This is a genomic window from Paenibacillus campinasensis, from assembly GCF_002272015.1.
GTDB lineage: Bacteria > Bacillota > Bacilli > Paenibacillales > Paenibacillaceae > Paenibacillus_AQ > Paenibacillus_AQ campinasensis.
This window is the reverse complement of record NZ_NPBY01000038.1, coordinates 62,527-82,371: the sequence shown is the minus strand read 5'-3', so window position 1 is coordinate 82,371 and position 19,845 is coordinate 62,527. Positions and strand designations below refer to the sequence as shown.

Sequence of the window (19,845 nt, the reverse complement as noted above, 5' to 3'; positions counted from 1 at the left end):
TTAAGGAGGCAAATAACGATGGACAAAAAGACGATTGCGGTATTGTTCGGCGGCCGTTCCGGCGAGTACGACGTATCGTTGAACTCCGCCGCTGCGGTAATCGAGCATTTGGGTCCCGCGAAATATGATCTTGTATTGATCGGAATTACACGGGAAGGGTCCTGGCTTCGATACGGCGGGAGCATCGAGGATATTCGCCAAGACCGCTGGCATATTCATCCTAGCTGCAGGCCGTCTTTTCTCTCCCCAAGCAGAGAGGTACAAGGACTGGTGGAGCTTGTCGGAACGGAGTTCCGCGTCACGCCGGTGGATGTGGTATTTCCGGTCCTTCATGGCAAATACGGAGAGGATGGCACCCTGCAAGGATTATTGGAACTCTCGGGCATTCCGTTTGTGGGGTGCGGGATGTTGTCCTCCGCGTTATGCATGGACAAAGAGCTTGCGCATCAGCTGGTGCAAGCTGCGGGCATCGGTACGCCGAGCTCCTTTACGATTAATAAGAATGAAGACATAGAAGCGCGTTTGTCAGAAGCGCAAGCGCTGGGCTTCCCGCTCTTCGTCAAGCCGGCAAGGTCAGGTTCATCGCTCGGTATAACGAAGGTTAACAACATGGAGGAATTGGCGGCAGGTATCGAAACCGCTTTTGGCCACGACAACAAAGTAGTCATTGAGGAGAACATCGACGGCTTTGAGGTGGGGTGTGCGGTTCTGGGCAATTCAGATCCGCTGATTGGTGTTGTTGACGAGATTGAACTGCAAGGGAGCTTTTTTGATTATGCCGAGAAGTATACGCTGGCCCATTCCAAGATCCACTTGCCTGCCCGCATTGATGAGGAAACGGCGGACAGGGTCAAGGAGACGGCACGATCGATTTATAGAATACTGGGCTGTAGAGGTTTGGCGCGGGTGGATATGTTCCTGGCTGACGACGGAAGAATTGTGTTTAACGAAGTCAATACGATACCGGGCTTCACATCGAGCTCCCGCTACCCAAGTATGCTCCAAGCTAGCGGGCTATCCTATGCCCATATTCTTGACAAGCTGCTGGTGCTCGCCGCTGCCGCGGACCGGGAATGACGGCTAGCATGAGCATCTCCATCACGACGAACTCGATGGGCGGTCAGCAAGATGACATCCTAAAACTATGCAGCAATCGATCTTTCAGGGTTTGAATGAAGCTGTGAAAGGAATAGAACAAAACCGAACGAACAAGAAAGAGGCCGAGGCACCTCGGCTTTCAATCGGAACACGCCTTATATCGGCGTGTTCCTTCTTTTCTGTGTGCTCAATCACTGCATATCATTGGTGGAGAACCGTTGTTGCAGTGGGATCTTCTCTCTGTAATTCTCGCAGAGGCACGTCAACTCGGTTACCGTAATATCTTTATCTATACGAACTTAATGGACGTAGGAGAGCTGAACTGGGAAGAGTTGTCCGGTGCCAGCTAGGTTATCCATGCATCCTCCCATAATCAGGATTTAACCAATCGAATGATAGAAAATCGTCCTGACTTCTCAAATTTCTACGAAAATATGAATAAATTGAGAAAAACAGGAATTCCCTTCTGTTTTAATGTAGTATTAAATAAATAACTATATATTCGTGAGGAAATTGTAGACTACTATAAATATTTCAATTCATTGGGTATGCAGCTCAGCTTAATTCATGTAGACAGGCTTTAAAGGAGAGCTTGGTATGAACAATTTAATTATGATTTTAAGTATTGTGGCCATAGGCATACTAACTGTCTTTCTGAACAGGAAGGTCAAGAACAAAAGCAGGATGAGCATGATTCTGGCCATCGTTTTTGTCCTGTATATTGCAACATTTATGATTATTGGCATGTTCAAGAATTAATTGCGATGCCAATTCCGCTTATTACAGGCGAATTATGGCGGGGCTGTAGTATTACTGTTCTCCGGAATCATGATTTTGGGGAAAACGCTAACTTTAGGTGAGTATGTATCTTTCACTAGGTTATCTTGCAAAAGTGCTGGGAAATGTTCAGGCTATGGCTACCTTTGGAGTAACTATAAATCCCATAATGGTAGTATTGATAGAGTAAGGGAGTATAAGGAGGATGAGGAGTTCTGGACAATATCCTTCCGAATGCTCTGCCGGAACAGCTCGTTCATTTGAGGGCATTGCTGGAGAAGTATCAGCTTCAACCATTTATCTCCGATTTTCCAAATGCATTGGATACGGAAATGGCCCATGGAGGGTCAACCCTGGTGGGCAGCAGATACACATGAATATGAGACCCTTCGTGGTCATCCTTAGAGGGGGGAAACCATGTACTTAAAAATATTGACATTACTACGCACTCCGGGCAAATCTGTGCTTTGATTGGCGAGAACGGAGCGGGTAAAACGTCAACCATTCGCTGCATTGCAGGACTTTACCCTCCAACGACAGGGGCATGTACGATCTTTGGCGAGCCAGCGTATAACATGAGTCAGAAGAGCAGGAACCGTTTTGGTATCGTATTTGACGAGGGTGGATTGTACGGTGAAATGTCAGCTTGGGAGAATGTCCTGTTTTTTGCACGTCTCCGAGGAATGCAAAAAGAGAAAATTGCAGCACGATACAACGAGCTTGTGCAACATTTTGAGTTGAAAACTTCTTTGAAGGTGGGACGTTTTTCCAAAGGCATGAAGCAGAAGCTTATGATAATACGTGAATTATTGCACGAACCCGAGCTGCTTATTCTGGATGAGCCCTTCAACGGTCTTGATCCGGATTCCAAAATTTTTCTACGAGACAAACTCAGTGAAATCTGTTCGAAGCAGGGTACATCAATTCTTATCAGCTCTCATGATTTATTTGATCTGGAGAAAATTGCTGATCAGGTTATTATGATACATCAAGGACGCATTGTAGCAGATCAAGCACTTCAGGCGATCACTGGAATGACCCAACGTTACGTCGTTACTTGTGACAACCCGCAACTGGTGGTGAGCATTCTTCAGGATATTGATGGAATGACGGTTGTGAGTCATGATGAGCAGTCTGTAACATTTATGGTTGAATCGGAGGTTATTAAACAGCCGTTACAAATTCTACTGCAGCACGGCATAGAAATCCAGGAATTTTTCAAGGAAAAAAGCTCATTGGAGGACTTTTACAGAACAACCAAACAAGCGGCTGTACAAAACTAACGTGTAAAGTAATCTTTTTGGGGAAGGAGAGACTGTACTTGCTGCCGTTATTAAGAAAGGATGTGCAAACCCTCAATTGGAAAAGGTCATTGACCATGCAAGTATTGATGTTTGGCATTTTCTTCGTGTTTACGATCGGTCAACTAGGGGAACTGGAAGCAAGTCTGGGTTTGACGATCGATGGTCTTGTTCCACTGTTGCACAAGTTGAATGAGACCCGGGAACATCGTGTCATGTTTACCAATTCATTGATTGCTGTTGGTCTCCTGTCTTCTGCATTGGTGTTTGCATTGTATGTCGGTATACCTCATGTCTTACAGTTCTTCACGAAAGAAAAGGCTGAAAAGAACCTGAGTTTTCTGCTTGCGGTAGTGTCCAAACCCGGTAAAATCATGCTTGCGGTGTGGCTGTTTGCCCTGATCCGCGTTGTAGCTATGGCAATCATGAATGGTGTTCTAATTTGGTTTATATTTACTCTGTTAGGGTTTAGGTCTGTGTGGTCAACGAGTCTTTTCTCTTCTGGTCTGACCATTGTTTTATGCATAGCTGCATTTTTGTATATGGCTAATGCGATTGTTTGGGCTACCAACGGAAGTGAAACTGTACTGAAAATATTTAGAATTTTCATTCTGGTGGGCATTGTCGCAGCATTTCCTGCGGTGAACTATCTTCGGATGGATTTCAGCTTTCTGGACTTCCGTTATGCTGCATACAGTGGAATGATCTGTATCGTGACAGCGTTCCTGTCCCATTTTCTGATGAGATTGTTTAAGGTTGAAAAGGTCGTCTAGTGGGTAAATTCTATCTGCATCGAAGTATATAAACGATATTTAGGTTATGTCAGAAATCCCCCAGAGGAAAGCCGCTTACGAGCGATACCTCCGGGGGATTTTGTTTACTCAACTGGGACTGTGATGAACACAGACAGAATTCCCAGCAGCAGTAATGCGCTGAAATGTCAAAATAACGATCGCCTTCATTTTAAACACTGCCCCTCGTTCAATGTAACGTGCAAATGCAACTGTGCTTAGAAAAGCGAGTATGCCGATCAGCAGGATGATGCCCCCCTGATTGAAAAGGATAAGTATTAAGATGTCGGTTGCCCGATGTTAATCCTCCGTTAAAAATCATTAGTCATTATTTAAGATATTAGGACTTGATTTAGCAAATCCGGCTAACCCCTCCGCGATCCAATCCAGTGAATCATATCAAAAGAATGGTCAATAGTCCTCGGCGCATCTCTCGATTATGATGCAGACGTGGACAAGCTCACGGCGATGGCTAAGGGCCAGCAAGAGAGCTGATCGTCCATCTGAACACATAAAGTCGCACATCGCAGGCTTAGGCTGAAAAAAGGGGGAATGCCGATTTTGGAACAGCGGATCGAGCGCGTGGAATCGTTAACCCATCATCGTACGAAGAAGACGATACGCTGGCGAAGGCAGGCCATGCACATACGAAGGAACTGGCAGCTGTACGTGCTGTTCGCTCCGGTACTGCTGTACTTCATTGTCTTTCATTATGTGCCGATGTATGGCGTGCAGATTGCATTCAGAGACTTCATTGCGACCAAAGGCATCTTGGACAGCCCGTGGGTGGGGCTCAAGCATTTTGAACGTTTTTTTGACAGCTATTATTTCTGGCGGATTCTTCGCAACACGCTGGGCATCGGATTGTACGAGCTGGCCGTCGGGTTTCCGATCCCGATTATTCTGGCGCTGATGATCAATGAGGTGCGAAACAGCAAGTTTCGGAGAATGGTGCAGACGGTGACGTATGCTCCGCATTTTCTGTCCACGGTTGTAATGGTCGGTATGATTATGATGTTTCTGTCGCCGGTCAGCGGCCTGGTGAATCAGGTAATCGCCGCTTTCGGCGGGGAGCCTATTTCCTTCATGACAGAGCCGTCCTGGTTCAAGAGCATCTATGTCTGGTCCGGCGTGTGGCAGGGCATGGGCTGGAGCTCGATCATCTATTTGGCGGCGCTGGCGGGCATCGATCCCCAGCTGCATGAAGCGGCGAAGGTCGACGGGGCCAGCTGGCTGCGGCGTATATGGCATATTAATTTGCCGGGCATCATGCCGACGATTGTTATTTTGCTTATTTTGAATATCGGATCGATTCTTGGCGTCGGGTTTGAGAAGGTGTTTCTAATGCAAAATTCACTGAACATGGAAGCATCTGACGTCATCTCGACCAATGTATACCGAAGCGGCATTCTTGGGGCGCAGTACAGCTACTCCGCTGCCGTTGGGCTGTTCAACTCGGTTGTCAACTTCATTCTGCTGATCTCGGTGAACCGGATTGCACGCAAGGTCAGCTCAAGCAGCTTATGGTAAGGAGGAATGGACGGATGCCTCAAAGCCGAAGTGAACGGATAGCCAGCGTGGCGATCTATTGTATACTGACGGTGATCACCCTTCTGGTGTTGTATCCTTTATATTTTGTGCTGATTGCTTCCTTCAGCGCGCCGGAGACGGTCATGCGCGGGGAAGTATGGCTGTGGCCCAAGGAGTGGTCGTTTGTCGGTTATGAGCGGCTGTTCGCCAATTCGGAGATTGGACGCGGCTTCCTGAACACCTTGCTGTATACGGCGGCGGGGACGTCTTTAAATCTGGTCATGACGATCGCAGCGGCTTACCCGCTGTCGCGAGCGGATTTCACGGGGCGCGGCGTATTCACCTTGATCATCGTGTTCACGATGTTCTTCAGCGGCGGCATGATTCCGAACTACCTGCTCATCAAGGAACTCGGCATGCTGGATAGTTTCTGGGTGATGATTATCCCGACCGCTGTGTCCGTATGGAACATCCTCATCATGAGGACGTTCTTCCAAAGCTCGATTCCGAAGGAGCTGCAGGAGGCGGCGTTTATTGACGGATGCTCGAATATGCGGGTGCTGCTGCGGATTGTGCTTCCGCTGTCCGGTCCGATTTTGGCGGTGATGGTGCTCTTCTATGCCGTCGGGCACTGGAACTCGTACTTCAATGCCATGATTTACTTGTCGAGTCGCGACAATTATCCGCTTCAGCTGTTCCTGCGGGAGATTCTGGTGCAGGGGCAGATGCAGGAGATGGTGGACATCAGCGACGATTCCCTGGCGCGAAGCCTGATGGATGCGGAGGCGATCAAGTATGCGGCTGTTATTGTAACCAACCTGCCGATGCTGATGCTGTACCCGTTCCTGCAGAAGTATTTTGTGAAAGGTGTCATGATTGGTTCGATTAAAGGTTGACGCATAGATTCATAAAATGAAGAAATATGGGAGGACAACAACAATGTCACGGAAAAAATGGGTTTCGGCCGCGTTAGCGTTAGTACTTGGTACAGGACTTCTGGCAGGCTGCGGCGGCAGCTCGGAGAGCGCGCCGGAGGAGAGCGGCGAACAGCCTAACCTTCTGAACGAGACGGGCATGCCGATTGTGAATGAGCCGATATCGCTCCGCTTCTTCACAGGCAAATCGCCGACCAACGGCAGCAAGTTCGAGGAAACGCTGGTGTGGAAAACCTATAAGGAAATGACCAATATTGATGTGACCTTCGATCTGGTGCCGTTTGAGACGCTGACGGAGAAGCGGAATCTGGCACTGGCCGGTGGAGATTATCCCGATGTATTCTACTCGGCCCGGATCGGTTCTTCAGATCTGATGCGCTATGGAGAGCAAGGGGTGTTCATTCCGCTGAACGATCTAATTGATCAATATGCGCCCAACTTCAAGAAGCTGATGGAGGAATATCCGGATATCCGTAAAGGGCTGACGATGCCGGACGGCAACATCTATTCCATGCCATCGTTCTATGATCCGGCGCTGCTGTCAATGCTGGTGGGAACACCGCTGTGGGTGAACCAGGAATGGCTGGACCAGCTTGGGATGAAGGAACCGGAGACGATCGAGGAGTTCTACCAATATTTGAAGGCGGTAAAAGAAACGGATCTGAACGGCAACGGCGTCCATGATGAGGTTCCGTTCAGCGCAACCGGCATCACCGGACTCATCGATCATTTGAAGGGATCATGGGGACTTGGGACCAGCGGTCTTGGCCATAAATTCGTGGATGTGGACCCGGACACGGGCAAGCTTCGCTTCACGAAGACGCAGCCGGAGTACAAGGAAATGCTGGAGTTTGTCAACAAGCTGTATACCGAGGGTCTGCTGGACAAGGAGATCTTCACCATTGAAGGCGGCGCGCTGAACGCTAAAGGCCAGGAGGGTCTGCTTGGCTCGACCATCGTGCCGAATCCGGAAACGGTGATGGGCCGCACGGAGTATATCGGTCTTGGCGCACTGAAAGGGCCGCATGGCGACCAGTTGTATTCCCATGTGAAGGTGCCGATGGTGCATGTTGGCGCGTTTGCGATCACCGATAAGAACCCGCATCCGGAAGCGACCGTTCGCTGGATGGATTACTTCTATGGGGATGAGGGTGCACAGTTCTACTTCATGGGCAAGGAAGGCGAGACCTTTACTACAACGGCTAACGGCGAGCTGGAGTATGTGGACGAGATCACCAATAACCCGGACGGGCTGACTCAGGATCAGGCGATGGCTAAATACTTCACTTGGCTGGGCGGCAGCTATCCAGGCCTCGTGCGCGAGAACTGGTTCAAGGGCTCCGAGACGCTTCCGAGTGCGATGGAGGCGGCTGCCAAGGCAGAGCCGTATGCCGTTAAGGACATTCTGTACAACTTCAACTTCACGAATGAAGAGAATGAAATTATGTCGTCGATCGGTAAGGATATTCAGGACTACGTGAATGAGATGGAGGCCAAGTTCGTGAACGGCTCCGCTTCCTTCAGCCAGTGGGAAGAATATGTGAACACGATCAACCGGATGGGGCTGGAGGAGTATATGCGCGTATATCAGACGGCATATGATCGTTACCAGGGTGAATAAGATGTAACAGACACTAATACGTCGCAATCAGCCCGCAGCACAGCGGCTCGCGCAAGGATATCCTTGTGTGAGCCGCTTGTTTGCGTTTTACCAGGGAAGAGAGGATTAGATGGTGAAATTTCCCATATGAAATGGTACAATTCAACCAAGCGCTGCAACAGGAGCATCGTTGATAATGATTACAGACGCAGCCGCCTGTTCATTAAAGGGTCAAGCTAAGGAGGCTGGGGTTATATGGAGCCGAGGACCACGTACAAGCGGAGTTTCAAAAAGCGGTTCGTATGGCTATTCAAATCGATAAGAAATTACGGCCATTATTCGAAAACCGAGTTAGCGGTTGCGGTGCTGTTCATCGCGATCCTTGTCGTGTGGGGCATTTTTGTGTTGCGCTGGTTTGTGCTGATTATCATAGCAACGATGAGGCATTTTGGTTTAGTTTAAAATATAGATACTGAGATCAGAACATCATTCATTTAAATTACTTAAAATTATTTAAATGAATAGTAGAAACTTTTATATATTTGCTATATAATTCTCAGTATCGTGATTAAGCGGTGTAGTGGATGTGGATGTGGATGTGGATGTGGATGTGGATGTCTGCGCCGATTCCATTGGTCGATTCACTTGTTATGAAAAAAAATGTATTTCCATGAAAGCATTCATGGTATAATGCATGTAGGTAAGTAAGCTTATAGGAATTATAAGTGAATTGAAGCTTATAAAAATAAAACATGAATATGGATCTTCGGGGTATGGTGAAATTCCTGACCGGCGGTGATGGTTTCGTATGCCAGTTGTTTCTGTCATAAGAAGCCTAAGCCCGCGACTCGCTATGGTTGTGCACTTTTGTGCAGGGAGATTAGCGACTGATTTGGTGAAAATCCAAAGCCGACGGTTAAAGTCCGGATGGGAGAAGATCAAGTTACGGTTTGCATGCGAAGCGGCTTTCTGTCGCCATCATGCAGGCTTATTTGATCAACCCCCGATTGTCGGCCATGTGCCGATGACGGGGGTTTTCTGCTAGTAAGACCTCCGTATTCAGGACAAGGAGACAGCAAGATGGAGAACGCAAGTACAACCGTGCCTGTACAATCGTATAATTCGGGAAGCGGTGAGCAAGTCAAAAGTCAATTTCGGGGAGGATTCTGGCTGGTTGTGCTCGGAGCCGCGCTATGGGGCGCCGATCCGTTATTTCGGGTCATTCTGCTGAATAATCTGACCTCGGCCCAGATCGTTCTGTTGGAGCATGTCATCATTTCTTTTATAGCGATACCGATCATTTGGAAAAATCGCAAGGAATTCAAGCTGCTTGGCTGGCGCCATGTCGGGGCGCTGCTGTTCATCTCATGGGGTGGCTCGGCGCTGGCCACCGTGCTGTTCACCATGGGACTGACCAGCGGCAATCTGAACGCAGTGCTCTTGCTGCAGAAGCTGCAGCCGCTGTTTGCCATCATTCTTGCAGCGCTGCTGCTGAAGGAGAAGCTTCCTCGCCACTTTGCCTGGATGCTGCTGATTGCGCTGACGGGGACCTACATGCTTACTTTCGGCTTTGCGGTGCCGATCGGGCACTGGAATGAATTCGTGCAGGTCGGCAGCCTGCTCTCTCTGGCAGCGGCCGCGCTGTGGGGCGGATCTACCGTGATGGGACGGCTGATGGTTGGCAAGCTGAAGTACGAGACGGTGACTTCACTGCGCTTTGTGCTGGCGCTGCCGCTGCTGCTTGTCATTACGGCGAGCGAGGGAGCCGCATGGAATCTGCCGGCGGTGAACACCGTCGCCTTCGGGGCTGTGGCGCTCAATTTGCTGGGGCAGGCGCTGCTGCCGGGGCTGCTCAGTCTGCTCGTGTACTATAAAGGCTTGACGACAACCAAGGCTTCTGTGGCTACCCTGGCGGAACTGAGCTTTCCGATGGCGGGCGTGCTCATCAACTGGATGGTGTTCGGTGAGGTTGTCACAGGCGCCCAGATGCTTGGGTTCCTGCTGATCTGGGGCGTGCTGTTTGCCATTTCCCTGCAATCCAAGCCTTCCGTTGCGAATTGAATATGAAGATGGGCGGGCCGCGAGACGGATCTCGTGCGCGCCTGTCATGACTGCCGAGCCAATCCGGGTTCCAACCCGGGGGCTCGGCTTTTTGCATGGGGGGCTTTTTTTTACATAATTCGCCGAAAATTTTGAGGCTCTGTTAACAATCGCTCCTTACACTTGAGAATGATGGATTCCAAGTTGGAACAGGGGGAGCTAATTTTGAAGCACAGGATCATGAAAGTGGTCTCATTATGGATGGCTTTTGAAATCACGTTAGCCTCGCTGTTATCGCCGGGCGCTGTATTGGCAGCGGAGAATAGCCAGACTGCCCAGCAGGAAGGCAGCATACAGTCGCTTCAGCACGGCGCGTTGGCGGCCGATTTCGGGCTTGCCGATCGCGATCTGCCGGAAGCTTACGAAGAAGAGGCTTATGCCGTAACACTGGACGTATATGGCGGACAAGCTCCGTATACGTTCACGGCAGACGGACTGCCATCCGGCTTGTCGATCGCGCCGGACTCGGGCAGCATCACCGGCGTGCCAGCTGCAGGGCAAGAAGGGACGTACCTGATTCGGGTGACCGTCCAGGACCGTGACGTGAACACGGCTCAGTCGGATTATGAGCTGCGCGTGCTTGGCAAGCGTGATCCGATCGCAGCAGACCAGATTACAATTGAGAAAATAGGTCACTATGCGGTGGGCACATCGAACAAGGACGGCGGCGTTGCCGAAATTATTAAATACAACAAAGATAATCATAAATTTTATCTGGTGAACGGATCGACACAGCCTGCAAGCCTGGAAATTGTGTCGTTGCTGGCCGACGGCACTCCGAAGAAGGACAAGCAGGTGAATGTAGAAGAGCTGGTGAACACAGGCGGGTTCGTCTTTGGCGATTTGACCAGCGTCGATGTCAGCACGGCAACGAAGCAGGTGGCGGTTGCTGTGCAGGAGCAGGATCATACCAAGGCCGGAAAGGTGCTTGTCCTCGATTACGAGGGCAATCTGATCACTTCGTATGAGACAGGCATTCAGCCGGATATGGTTAAGTATACGTCCGACGGACGTTATATTCTGACCGCGGATGAAGGGGAGCCTCGGATAGAGGATGCTCCCGATCCGGAGGGAAGCGTAACGATCATTGATACGATGACAGATGAGATCCATCTGCTCAAATTCGACGATCCGTCGATAATTGACAACGATGTGCATATCCGCGGACCGGTGGAAGCAGACGGAATGATCCGAAGCAAAGGCACGAAAGCCGATGCCAGATTCGATCTGGAGCCGGAGTTCATTGCCTTGTCCGAGGATGAAGGGACGGCTTATGTATCTCTTCAGGAGAACAATGCCATTGCGATCGTCGATATCGCCGGAAAGTCGATTACGGCGGTGCGCGGGCTTGGTTATAAGGATTTCAGCCAGCCGGGCAATGAGCTGGATCTGCTGAGAGATGGAGCTATCAAGCTGGAAAATGCGCCATTCTACGGCATCTATATGCCAGATGGCATCGCTTCGTACAGCGTGGGCGGTCAGCAGTATATTCTGTCCGCGAACGAAGGGGATGCCACCGGATGGGATGATCGCTCCAATGAGAGCGACATCGGCGAGATGAAAGCCGCTTTGTCGCCTTCCTCGTCGGCAGCGCAGTTCCTGGCCGATAAAGGCAGCACTTACGACAAGGTTGAAGTCGCGAGCGATATGGGTCATGACGGCTTGTATCTGTACGGGGCGCGTTCGTTCTCGATCTGGAATGCCGCGGATATGTCTCAGGTGTATGACAGCGGCAGTGATTTTGAGCGAATAACGGCCGAGCGTCTTCCGCGTTATTTCAACGCCAGCAATGACAAGCCTGAGATGGACAACCGAAGCACGAAGAAGGGGCCGGAGCCGGAATATGTTGAGGTAGGCAAGGTCGGTCAGAAAGTGCTGGCCTTCATCGGCCTGGAGCGCATTGGCGGCGTCATGACGTATGATGTGACGGATCCGTACAGCCCGGTCTTCCTGAATTATACGAATACGCGCGACTTTGAAGCCGGACTTGGATCCGATTCGGCGCCAGAGGGACTGGATTTTATTCCGGCTTCGGACAGCCCGACAGGGCGGCCGCTGCTGCTCGTTGCGAATGAAGTAAGCGGCACGGTGGCGGTTCTTGAGCTCAAGGTGACGAAAATCACCGTAGACAGAACATCCTTGGAGCTTTCCCCGGGCGGGCAGCCGGTGCAGCTTGTGGCTGAGGTTGAGGCTGCTGGCGGCGCTGTGCCGGGACTGCAGTGGAGATCCTCGGATGCAAGTGTGGCGACAGTAGATGCGAGCGGTGTTGTTACCCCGGTATCGAAAGGGGAAGCTGTCATTACGGTGCTGAGCGACGACGGCTACGGCTCGGCAGAAGTGGCAGTCAAGGTAGCAGACGGCGCCTCCGAGGAGGGCTGGAAGCTGACGGTTATGCATACGAATGACACGCACGCGCATCTGGGAGATGTGGCAAGACGCGCCACGCTTGTCAACGCGGTGCGCAGCGAAGCCGGAAACAGCCTGCTGCTGGATGCCGGGGATGTGTTCTCGGGCGATCTGTATTTTACGAAATGGTTAGGTCTGGCCGACCTGATGTTCATGAACTATATGGGCTATGATGCAATGACCTTCGGTAACCATGAATTTGACCAGGGGACCAAGGTGCTGGCTGATTTTGTCCGCCAGGCGAAATTCCCGATGGTCAGCTCCAATGTAGATCTGAGCAAGGACAAGGACATTTCCAATCTGATCAAGGCGCCGGCGGCAATCGACGTTTCGAAGCCGAAAACAGCCGATCTCGCGGGCGTGTATCCATATGTTACGCTGCTGGTGGACGGCAAGAAGGTGGGCGTATTCGGTCTGACGACTGAAGATACGAAGGAAACCTCCAGTCCAGGCAAAGACGTTGACTTCCGCGATGCGGTGGAAGCTGCGCGGGAGACTGTGGCGGCGATGGAGGCTGAAGGTATTAACATCATCATCGGGCTGACGCATATCGGCTATGCCAGAGACAAGGAAATTGCCGAGAAGGTGGAAGGCATCGACCTTATCGTTGGCGGACATACGCACACGACGTTATCGAAGCCGGAGGTGGTGATTGATGAGGAGCATCAGACACCTACGGTCATTGTGCAGGCGAACGAATGGGGCAAATTCCTCGGACGGGTGGATTTGCGCTTCAACGAGGAAGGCGTTGTGTTAACGGAAGAAGGCCAGCTCAGCGGGGAGTTGCTGGTGGTTGACGAGACCGTTCCGGAGGACCCGGAAGCCACAAGAATGCTGGAGCCGTATAAAGCTGAACTCGAAGAGCTGATGAAGCAGGTGATCGGCATTGCAGCGGTTCCGCTTGACGGGCAGCGGGAGCATGTGCGCGCCAGGGAGACGAACCTCGGCAATCTGATTGCAGACGGCATGCTGGCCAAAGCGAAGGAAATCAAAAACGCCGATATTGCCATTATGAACGGCGGGGGGATTCGCGCCTCCATCGATGAAGGCGAGATTACGATGGGCGAGCTGCGCACGGTTATGCCGTTTGGCAACACACTGTTCGTGCTGGACGTCACAGGGCAACAGCTTAAGGACGGGCTGGAGAACGGGGTCAGCGGCGCCAAGCTGGCGGATCTGCCGGGGAAATTCCCGCAAATTGCCGGCATGAAATTCAAGTGGGACCCGAATGCCCCGGCTGGCGATAAGGTCTACGATATCCAGATTCAAAAAGGCAACGCTTATGTACCTCTAGTCCTGACGGAAGTTTACCGTCTGGCCACGAACAGCTTCGTTGCCAACGGCGGAGACGGCTACGCCTCCTTCGCCGCAGCGATTGCCGAAGGGAAATATAACGAAGATTTGGGCTATCCGGATTACGAAATCTTCATGGAGCATGTCAGCCGACTTGGCGGCACCGTGTCACCGACGGTGGAAGGGCGGATTGTGGAGCAGAAGAAGCCGGCCGATAACGGCGGTCCGTCCCCTGGCCCTGGTACGGGCGGCTCCGGCGGTACAGGCGGATCGGGAGGTTCCGGCGGCGGAAGCGCAACGCCTCCATCCTCGCAGCCGGCCCCTCCATCGGCAGGGAATGAGCCATCTGGCGAAGCGAATGTGCTAAGCGGCGAGGATCTGCTCGTGACGGCGCAGACGGATGCTTCGGGCACATCAACAGATCAGGTGCGGATACAGGATGAAGCTCTGAGGCGTGCGGTGGAAAGTGTGGCAAGCCGCCAGCAGAAGGAGCTGATCGTGAGCGCCGCTGAATTGAATCGCGCGGCCGATATTTACATCCCGGTAGCCCGGCTGGCCGAAGCTCTGGAGCTGGCGGAAGAGACGGCGCTTGTTGTAGAGACCGGGCTGGCCTCCTACCGCATCCCGCTGGCCACGCTTCCTCTTGATTCACAGTCTGGCGGAAGCGAAGGACTTCACCTGAAGGTGTCTGTAGGACCGGCAGGGTCTGTCACAGCGGCTGCTGTGGCGGACAAGGCGGCGTTCATCGGCGCATCGGTACTGACAGACGGTGTATTTCAATTCAGCGTTGCGATTGGAGAAGAAGGGAAGGAGCAGCCGCTTGACAGCTTCGGCAAGGCGGTTGCCAGCCGGATCATTCCGCTTCCTTCCGGTGTGAGCGGAAGCGGCATCATCGCAGCGCTGTACGATCCGGAGACCGACAGCTTCCGGTTTGTGCCTTCGTCAAGGGTGACGGTCAGCGGGAAGCCGGCGGTGGAGATCAGACACGCAGCGGCTTCGGGTGTGTATGTTCTGCTGCGGCACACGCAATCCTTCGCCGACACGAACGGTCACTGGGCACAAAAGGAGATCGAGCTTCTGGCATCAAGGCTGCTTGTCAGCGGCATGAGCGACGAGACTTTTGTCCCGGGAAGGGAAATGACAAGAGCCGAGTTTACAGCGCTTCTGATCCACGGATTGGGGCTTGCCCCTTCCAAGAGCAGCGCAGGATTCACCGATGTGCGCAGCAGTGACCGCTTCGCCGGTGAAATTGCGGCGGCCGTACAATACGGCATCGTACAAGGCGGCGCAGGAGGCGCATTCGCTCCGAACTCGGGTCTAACGAGAGCGGAGATGGCGGTTATGGCCGCCCGGGCGATTCGTGTCATGGAGGAAGCGGCGGCTGACACCGGCATGGATACAAACGGTGCACTGAGCCGTTTCCGTGATCAGGGACTCATACCGATGTGGGCTGCCTCGGACGTCGGCTACCTTGCAGGGCTTGGCATCCTACAGGGCGACCAGCGAAGCGAATTTGGATCCTTCGACAAGGTGACGCGAGCACAGGGCGTGCTGGTCCTCCATCGGACGCTGAAACTGCTAGACTTTCTGGAATAGAGAACAAGAGAGAATCAAGAGAAACCTGCGATAGGAGCGGGAGATTTCAGTGAACCGAGTTGATCGCTGAACGGACCGGGACAGGGTGGATATCCCTGCCCCGGTCCCCATTTATTTCGTCATTGGCATCCTAAAATTTAGAAGATTAGATGTGACACGAGGATTTACATGCAAAGCTATTAAATTTATAGTTAATAGGTAGCCACATAAATTGATAGGGAGGATTTATATTCATGAATGTATTCAAGCGTCCACTGGGCAAACTTCTGATTGCTGCGCTATTGGTCGTTGGCCTGCTGCCGGCGGGTACAGGAAGTGTTTTTGCAGCAGAAGGAGAAGCCCAAGGTTTTGAACTTCGTATCTTACATACTAACGACACCCATGCTCATTTGGACAATGTAGCCCGCCGGGTTACTGCGGTGAACGAAGCAAGGAATGACAGCACGCTGCTGCTCGATGCCGGGGATGTATTTTCCGGAACCTTGTACTTCAATCAATATAATGGACTTGCTGATCTTTACTTTATGAACTTGATGAAATACGATGCCATGACTTTCGGCAATCATGAATTTGACCGCGGGCCGGAGGTGCTGGCTGAATTCGTGAAGGAAGCGAAGTTCCCGTTCGTCAGCTCGAACGTTGATTTTAGCGCCGAGCCTGCCTTGAACGGATTCGCTAATGAAGAGATCGGTACTCCAGGCAATGCCGGTGAAATCTACCCTGCCCTGATCAAGGAAGTGAAAGGCGAGAAGGTAGGGATCATCGGTCTGACAACACCGGAAACAGCTGTACTGGCCTCCCCGGGAGACCATATCAAATTCGAATATGAAGTGGAAGCGGCTCAGAAACAGGTGAATGCGCTTGAAGCAGCCGGGGTTAACAAAATCATCGCAGTGACTCACCTCGGATATGCTGAAGACCGCAAGCTTGCCGAAGCGGTGAAAGGCCTGGACGTTATCGTTGGCGGCCACTCCCATACGAAGCTTGATCAAGCGGAAGTGTTTCATGCGGATGCTGAACCGACTCTGATCGTACAGACAGGTGAATACAACGTCAATTTGGGACAACTGGATGTGACGTTTGACGAGAATGGTGTTTTGACGGATTGGGACTATAAGCTGATCAATCTTGATGCCAAGGACGATGAAGGCAATTTCCTCATCCAAGGCGATGCTGCTGCTGAAGCAAAGGTTCAGGAATATGCAGCGGCCCTGGAAGAATTGAAGAAAACCGTGGTGGCCAGCTCCGAGGTTGAGCTGGACGGAGAGCGCAGCAATGTCCGTACACAGGAAACGAATCTCGGCAATCTGATCGCGGACGGCATGCGCGCCAAAGTGATGAGCCTCGTGCAGGAAGACGATGTCAAAGGGTACGTGACCATTCAGAACGCTGGAGGTATCCGCGCTTCGATTCCAGCCGGGGATATTACGCTGGGGCATCTGTTGACGACAATGCCGTTTGCGAATAATTTGTCGGCGCTGAAAATGACAGGTGCAGAGATCGCCGCTGCCTTGGAGAACGGTATTAGCGGTGTGGAAAACGGGGAAGGACGCTTCCCGCAAGTATCCGGCATGCGCTTCTACTATGATTCCACGAAGCAGGGCGAACAGATTGACGCCGTTAGCGGCAGCGTAACGCAGCAAGGCGAGCGCATCGTGAAAGTTCAAATCCAGAACGCGGACGGCACTTATACAGATATGGAGCCTAACGCATATTATATTGTGGCTACCAACTCCTACATGGCCGATGGCGGGGACTTCTACAGAGCGATGAAGCAAGCGAAGGACGCTGACCGTTTCTATGAGCTGAATATTGTAGACTATGAAATCTTCCGCGAGTATCTGGAGCAGCTTGATGTTGTGGATGCGGCTGTGGAAGGACGCAGTATTGACCTGAAGGGAGCTGCGCTTCCTGGGGAAGCTGGCGGCGCAACGGATGGCGCAGCGGGAGAAAGCGTCTTTAAAGACCTTGTGAATGACAAGGATGCTGACGCTATCCAGGCCGCTGCCGACGCAGGCTTGGTCAACGGTTATCAGGATGGCACATTCCGTCCGGACCAAGCTGTCACCCGTGCTGAATTTGCGGTGCTGGTCAGCCGTGCGTTCGACATCGCCGGATCGGCAGCATCCGCAGGCTATGCGGATGAGAGCAGCATTCCGGCCTGGGCGCTGCCTGCTGTAGCGTCCTTGAAGGAAGCTGGCTTGCTGGAGACGCTGGATGGAGCTACTTTCGGTCCGAAGCAAACGTTGACAGCGGCTGAAGCTGCGGCGATTATCGCTGCGGCGGCGGGCGATGAAGCAGCTGCCGCACCGGCAGGCGATGGCGCTGTAACCCGCAGAGACGTGGTGTTGATGCTGGTCTCTGCAATTCAATAAACCGAAACGCTCAGCGATTCATGAATTCATCCTGCATCTGTGTCAGATGCAGGATGTTTTTATATGAGCTCGTTTCTGTTGAAGCTGATAGGCCGAGAAAGTTAGTTGTGGATAATGTGGGCTTCGTTTCCCGTCCGTATGGACGGGATTTTTGTGTTGTATCTTCGGGGATCATGCGCCTCCATGTCCGAATATTGCAATAAACAAGGCATGAAAACACAAAGACGAATCCTTCGATTCCGTGTACGATAAGGGGGAATAAACCGCGAAGGGGGAGCGAGGTGTCTGTAAAATACAACAAGGAACCGGTCGTTGTCATACCGGACTGCGAGCAGGAGGCCTGGCACGGCTATGAGCAGATTGGCCAAGAGCTGGCCCGGCGCGTGGCAGGAAGAACGAAGGCTGTGATTGTGATCGAATGCTATCCCGGTGTGCGGACAGAAGAAGTGATGCGAGGTCTGGGTGCTTCTCTTCCGCTGCAGGCGGTGTTTGAGGCGGAGGAAGCTGCCTTATCCACGCAAGAGCTGGAGCAGCGCATGGCTCCCTATCTAACCGAGGATCGCGTCTTCGGACGTATGGCGCCATTTCAGATCGAGGATTTCTACGATCCGTCCCTTGTCCGCCGGCTGCGTGAGCGCATTGCTGATATCGCGGCAGGCATCGTCCTTGTCCTTGGATTCGGCGCGTCGCTGATGGCCGAGGGGGATGTGCTGGTCTATGCCGATCTTGCACGCTGGGAGATTCAGCTTCGTTACCGCAGCAAGGAGATGGGCAACTGGCGGGAGGACAATAAGGATGAGGATGTGCTGCGCAAATACAAGCGCGGCTACTTCATCGAATGGCGGACGGCGGATCGCTTGAAGCGCAGGCTGGCGGAAGAGGCCCGGATTGATTACTATTTGGATACCAACCGGAAGAATGATCCGCGAGCCGTGACCTGGAATGCGTTCATGTTCGGCCTGTCGTATACGGCGCAGCGGCCGTTTCGTCTGGTGCCCTATTTTGACCCCGGCGTCTGGGGAGGGTACTGGATGCAAGAGAAGCTGGGGCTGCCGGAACGGGAACACCCCTACGCTTGGGCATTCGACGGCGTGCCGGAGGAGAACAGCTTGTATTTTCAATACGGCGGAATTCGCCTGGAGTCTCCGGCGGTCAATCTGGTATTCTTTCAGCCGCAAGCGCTGCTCGGCGAGCGGGTCTATGCCAGGTTCGGTGCGGAGTTTCCGATCCGCTTCGACTTTCTGGATACGATGGGCGGGCAGAATCTCAGCCTGCAGGTGCATCCGACCGCAGAGTATATGCAGCGAACGTTTGGCCTGTCGTACACGCAGGATGAAAGCTATTATATGCTGGACGCTATGCCGGACGCGAAGATCTACCTCGGTCTGCGCGAAGGGGTGGATGCTGACCGGATGATGGCGGAGCTGGAGGAGGCGCAGCGCGGGGGCGCGGCGTTTGCGGCGGAAGACTATATCCATATCATGCCTGCGAAGAAGCATGATCACTTCCTCATACCGGCGGGGACCATCCACTGCTCGGGCCGCAATGCGATGGTGCTGGAGATCAGCGCTACGCCGTATATTTTTACATTTAAGCTGTGGGATTGGGGCCGCCTTGGCCTCGATGGCAAGCCGCGTCCGGTGCATCTGGAGCACGGGAAGTGTAATATAGCGCGGGATCGAACGGCAAACTGGGTGGACGAACAGCTGGTGAACCGGATTGAACGGGTGGCCGAAGGGGATGGCTGGGTGGAGGAGCGCACCGGACTGCATGAGTCGCAATTCATCGAGACGCGGCGGCACTGGTTCTCTGTCCCGGTAGAGCACCACACAGAGGGAAGCGTCCACATGCTTAACCTCGTGGAAGGCGACGAGGCCATTGTGGAAAGCCCTTCTGGCGCATTCGAACCCTTCACCGTCCGGTATGCCGAGACGTTCATCATTCCTGCGGCCGTGGGGGTCTATACGATCCGTCCAGGCGAACCGTCGCGGGGGAAGACACTGGCAACGATAAGGGCCTCTGTGCGTTCATAACGGCCCATTC

General features: G+C 52.6%; 12 protein-coding genes and 1 riboswitch. Of the genes, 11 read left to right on the top strand and 1 reads right to left on the bottom strand.

Annotated elements, in window-relative coordinates; translation table 11 throughout:
- The first annotated feature begins 18 nt into the window (after positions 1 to 18).
- The 3 genes from vanG (at position 19) to CHH67_RS12275 (ending at position 3,949) form a co-directional block, all read left to right on the top strand.
- On the top strand, positions 19 to 1,077 hold the full coding sequence (gene vanG / locus CHH67_RS12285; protein ID WP_095265475.1) for a D-alanine--D-serine ligase VanG: 1,059 nt from the start codon (positions 19 to 21) through the stop codon (positions 1,075 to 1,077).
- Between the two features lie 1,229 nt (positions 1,078 to 2,306).
- Positions 2,307 to 3,158: an ABC transporter ATP-binding protein gene (locus CHH67_RS12280; RefSeq protein ID WP_095265474.1), complete on the top strand. Its 852-nt coding sequence runs from the start codon at positions 2,307 to 2,309 to the stop codon at positions 3,156 to 3,158.
- Between the two features lie 38 nt (positions 3,159 to 3,196).
- Positions 3,197 to 3,949, top strand: coding sequence for a hypothetical protein (locus tag CHH67_RS12275; protein WP_095265473.1), 753 nt, complete (start codon positions 3,197 to 3,199; stop codon positions 3,947 to 3,949).
- A gap of 108 nt (positions 3,950 to 4,057) precedes the next feature.
- Here the strand turns inward: CHH67_RS12275 and CHH67_RS25965 are convergent, their stop codons facing one another.
- Complete coding sequence (locus tag CHH67_RS25965) at positions 4,058 to 4,201, bottom strand: hypothetical protein (protein WP_244908181.1); 144 nt, start codon at positions 4,199 to 4,201, stop codon at positions 4,058 to 4,060.
- Positions 4,202 to 4,606: 405 nt separating this feature from the next.
- Here CHH67_RS25965 and CHH67_RS12265 point away from each other — a divergent pair, with 405 nt between their 5' ends.
- The 8 genes from CHH67_RS12265 (at position 4,607) to CHH67_RS12230 (ending at position 19,835) form a co-directional block, all read left to right on the top strand.
- Positions 4,607 to 5,497, top strand: coding sequence for an ABC transporter permease (locus CHH67_RS12265; RefSeq protein WP_425320442.1), 891 nt, complete (start codon positions 4,607 to 4,609; stop codon positions 5,495 to 5,497).
- Between the two features lie 14 nt (positions 5,498 to 5,511).
- Complete coding sequence (locus tag CHH67_RS12260) at positions 5,512 to 6,393, top strand: carbohydrate ABC transporter permease (protein ID WP_095265471.1); 882 nt, start codon at positions 5,512 to 5,514, stop codon at positions 6,391 to 6,393.
- Between the two features lie 43 nt (positions 6,394 to 6,436).
- Complete coding sequence (locus tag CHH67_RS12255) at positions 6,437 to 8,053, top strand: extracellular solute-binding protein (RefSeq protein WP_095265470.1); 1,617 nt, start codon at positions 6,437 to 6,439, stop codon at positions 8,051 to 8,053.
- Between the two features lie 234 nt (positions 8,054 to 8,287).
- Complete coding sequence (locus tag CHH67_RS12250; RefSeq protein WP_095265469.1) at positions 8,288 to 8,494, top strand: hypothetical protein; 207 nt, start codon at positions 8,288 to 8,290, stop codon at positions 8,492 to 8,494.
- A gap of 296 nt (positions 8,495 to 8,790) precedes the next feature.
- A riboswitch (FMN riboswitch) is annotated at positions 8,791 to 8,975 on the top strand.
- 137 nt (positions 8,976 to 9,112) lie between these two features.
- Positions 9,113 to 10,093, top strand: a complete 981-nt coding sequence (locus tag CHH67_RS12245) for a DMT family transporter (RefSeq protein WP_095265468.1) — start codon at positions 9,113 to 9,115, stop codon at positions 10,091 to 10,093.
- Positions 10,094 to 10,312: 219 nt separating this feature from the next.
- Positions 10,313 to 15,427, top strand: a complete 5,115-nt coding sequence (locus CHH67_RS12240) for a choice-of-anchor I family protein (RefSeq protein WP_244908174.1) — start codon at positions 10,313 to 10,315, stop codon at positions 15,425 to 15,427.
- A 233-nt stretch (positions 15,428 to 15,660) separates the two neighbouring features.
- The gene (locus CHH67_RS12235) at positions 15,661 to 17,802 is read left to right on the top strand and encodes a 5'-nucleotidase C-terminal domain-containing protein (protein ID WP_095265467.1); all 2,142 of its coding nucleotides are present in this window, start codon (positions 15,661 to 15,663) and stop codon (positions 17,800 to 17,802) included.
- A 281-nt stretch (positions 17,803 to 18,083) separates the two neighbouring features.
- Positions 18,084 to 19,835 carry a class I mannose-6-phosphate isomerase gene (locus CHH67_RS12230; protein WP_095265466.1) on the top strand — a complete coding sequence of 584 codons (1,752 nt, stop codon included), beginning with the start codon at positions 18,084 to 18,086 and terminating at the stop codon, positions 19,833 to 19,835.
- Positions 19,836 to 19,845: the final 10 nt, after the last annotated feature.

Coding starts and splice junctions, on each gene's coding strand:
- vanG (WP_095265475.1), top strand. CDS start 19: ATGGACAAAAAGACGATTGCGGTATTGTTCGGCGGCCGTTCCGGCGAG.
- CHH67_RS12265 (WP_425320442.1), top strand. CDS start 4,607: ATGCACATACGAAGGAACTGGCAGCTGTACGTGCTGTTCGCTCCGGTA.
- CHH67_RS12260 (WP_095265471.1), top strand. CDS start 5,512: ATGCCTCAAAGCCGAAGTGAACGGATAGCCAGCGTGGCGATCTATTGT.
- CHH67_RS12255 (WP_095265470.1), top strand. CDS start 6,437: ATGTCACGGAAAAAATGGGTTTCGGCCGCGTTAGCGTTAGTACTTGGT.
- CHH67_RS12250 (WP_095265469.1), top strand. CDS start 8,288: ATGGAGCCGAGGACCACGTACAAGCGGAGTTTCAAAAAGCGGTTCGTA.
- CHH67_RS12245 (WP_095265468.1), top strand. CDS start 9,113: ATGGAGAACGCAAGTACAACCGTGCCTGTACAATCGTATAATTCGGGA.
- CHH67_RS12240 (WP_244908174.1), top strand. CDS start 10,313: ATGAAAGTGGTCTCATTATGGATGGCTTTTGAAATCACGTTAGCCTCG.
- CHH67_RS12235 (WP_095265467.1), top strand. CDS start 15,661: ATGAATGTATTCAAGCGTCCACTGGGCAAACTTCTGATTGCTGCGCTA.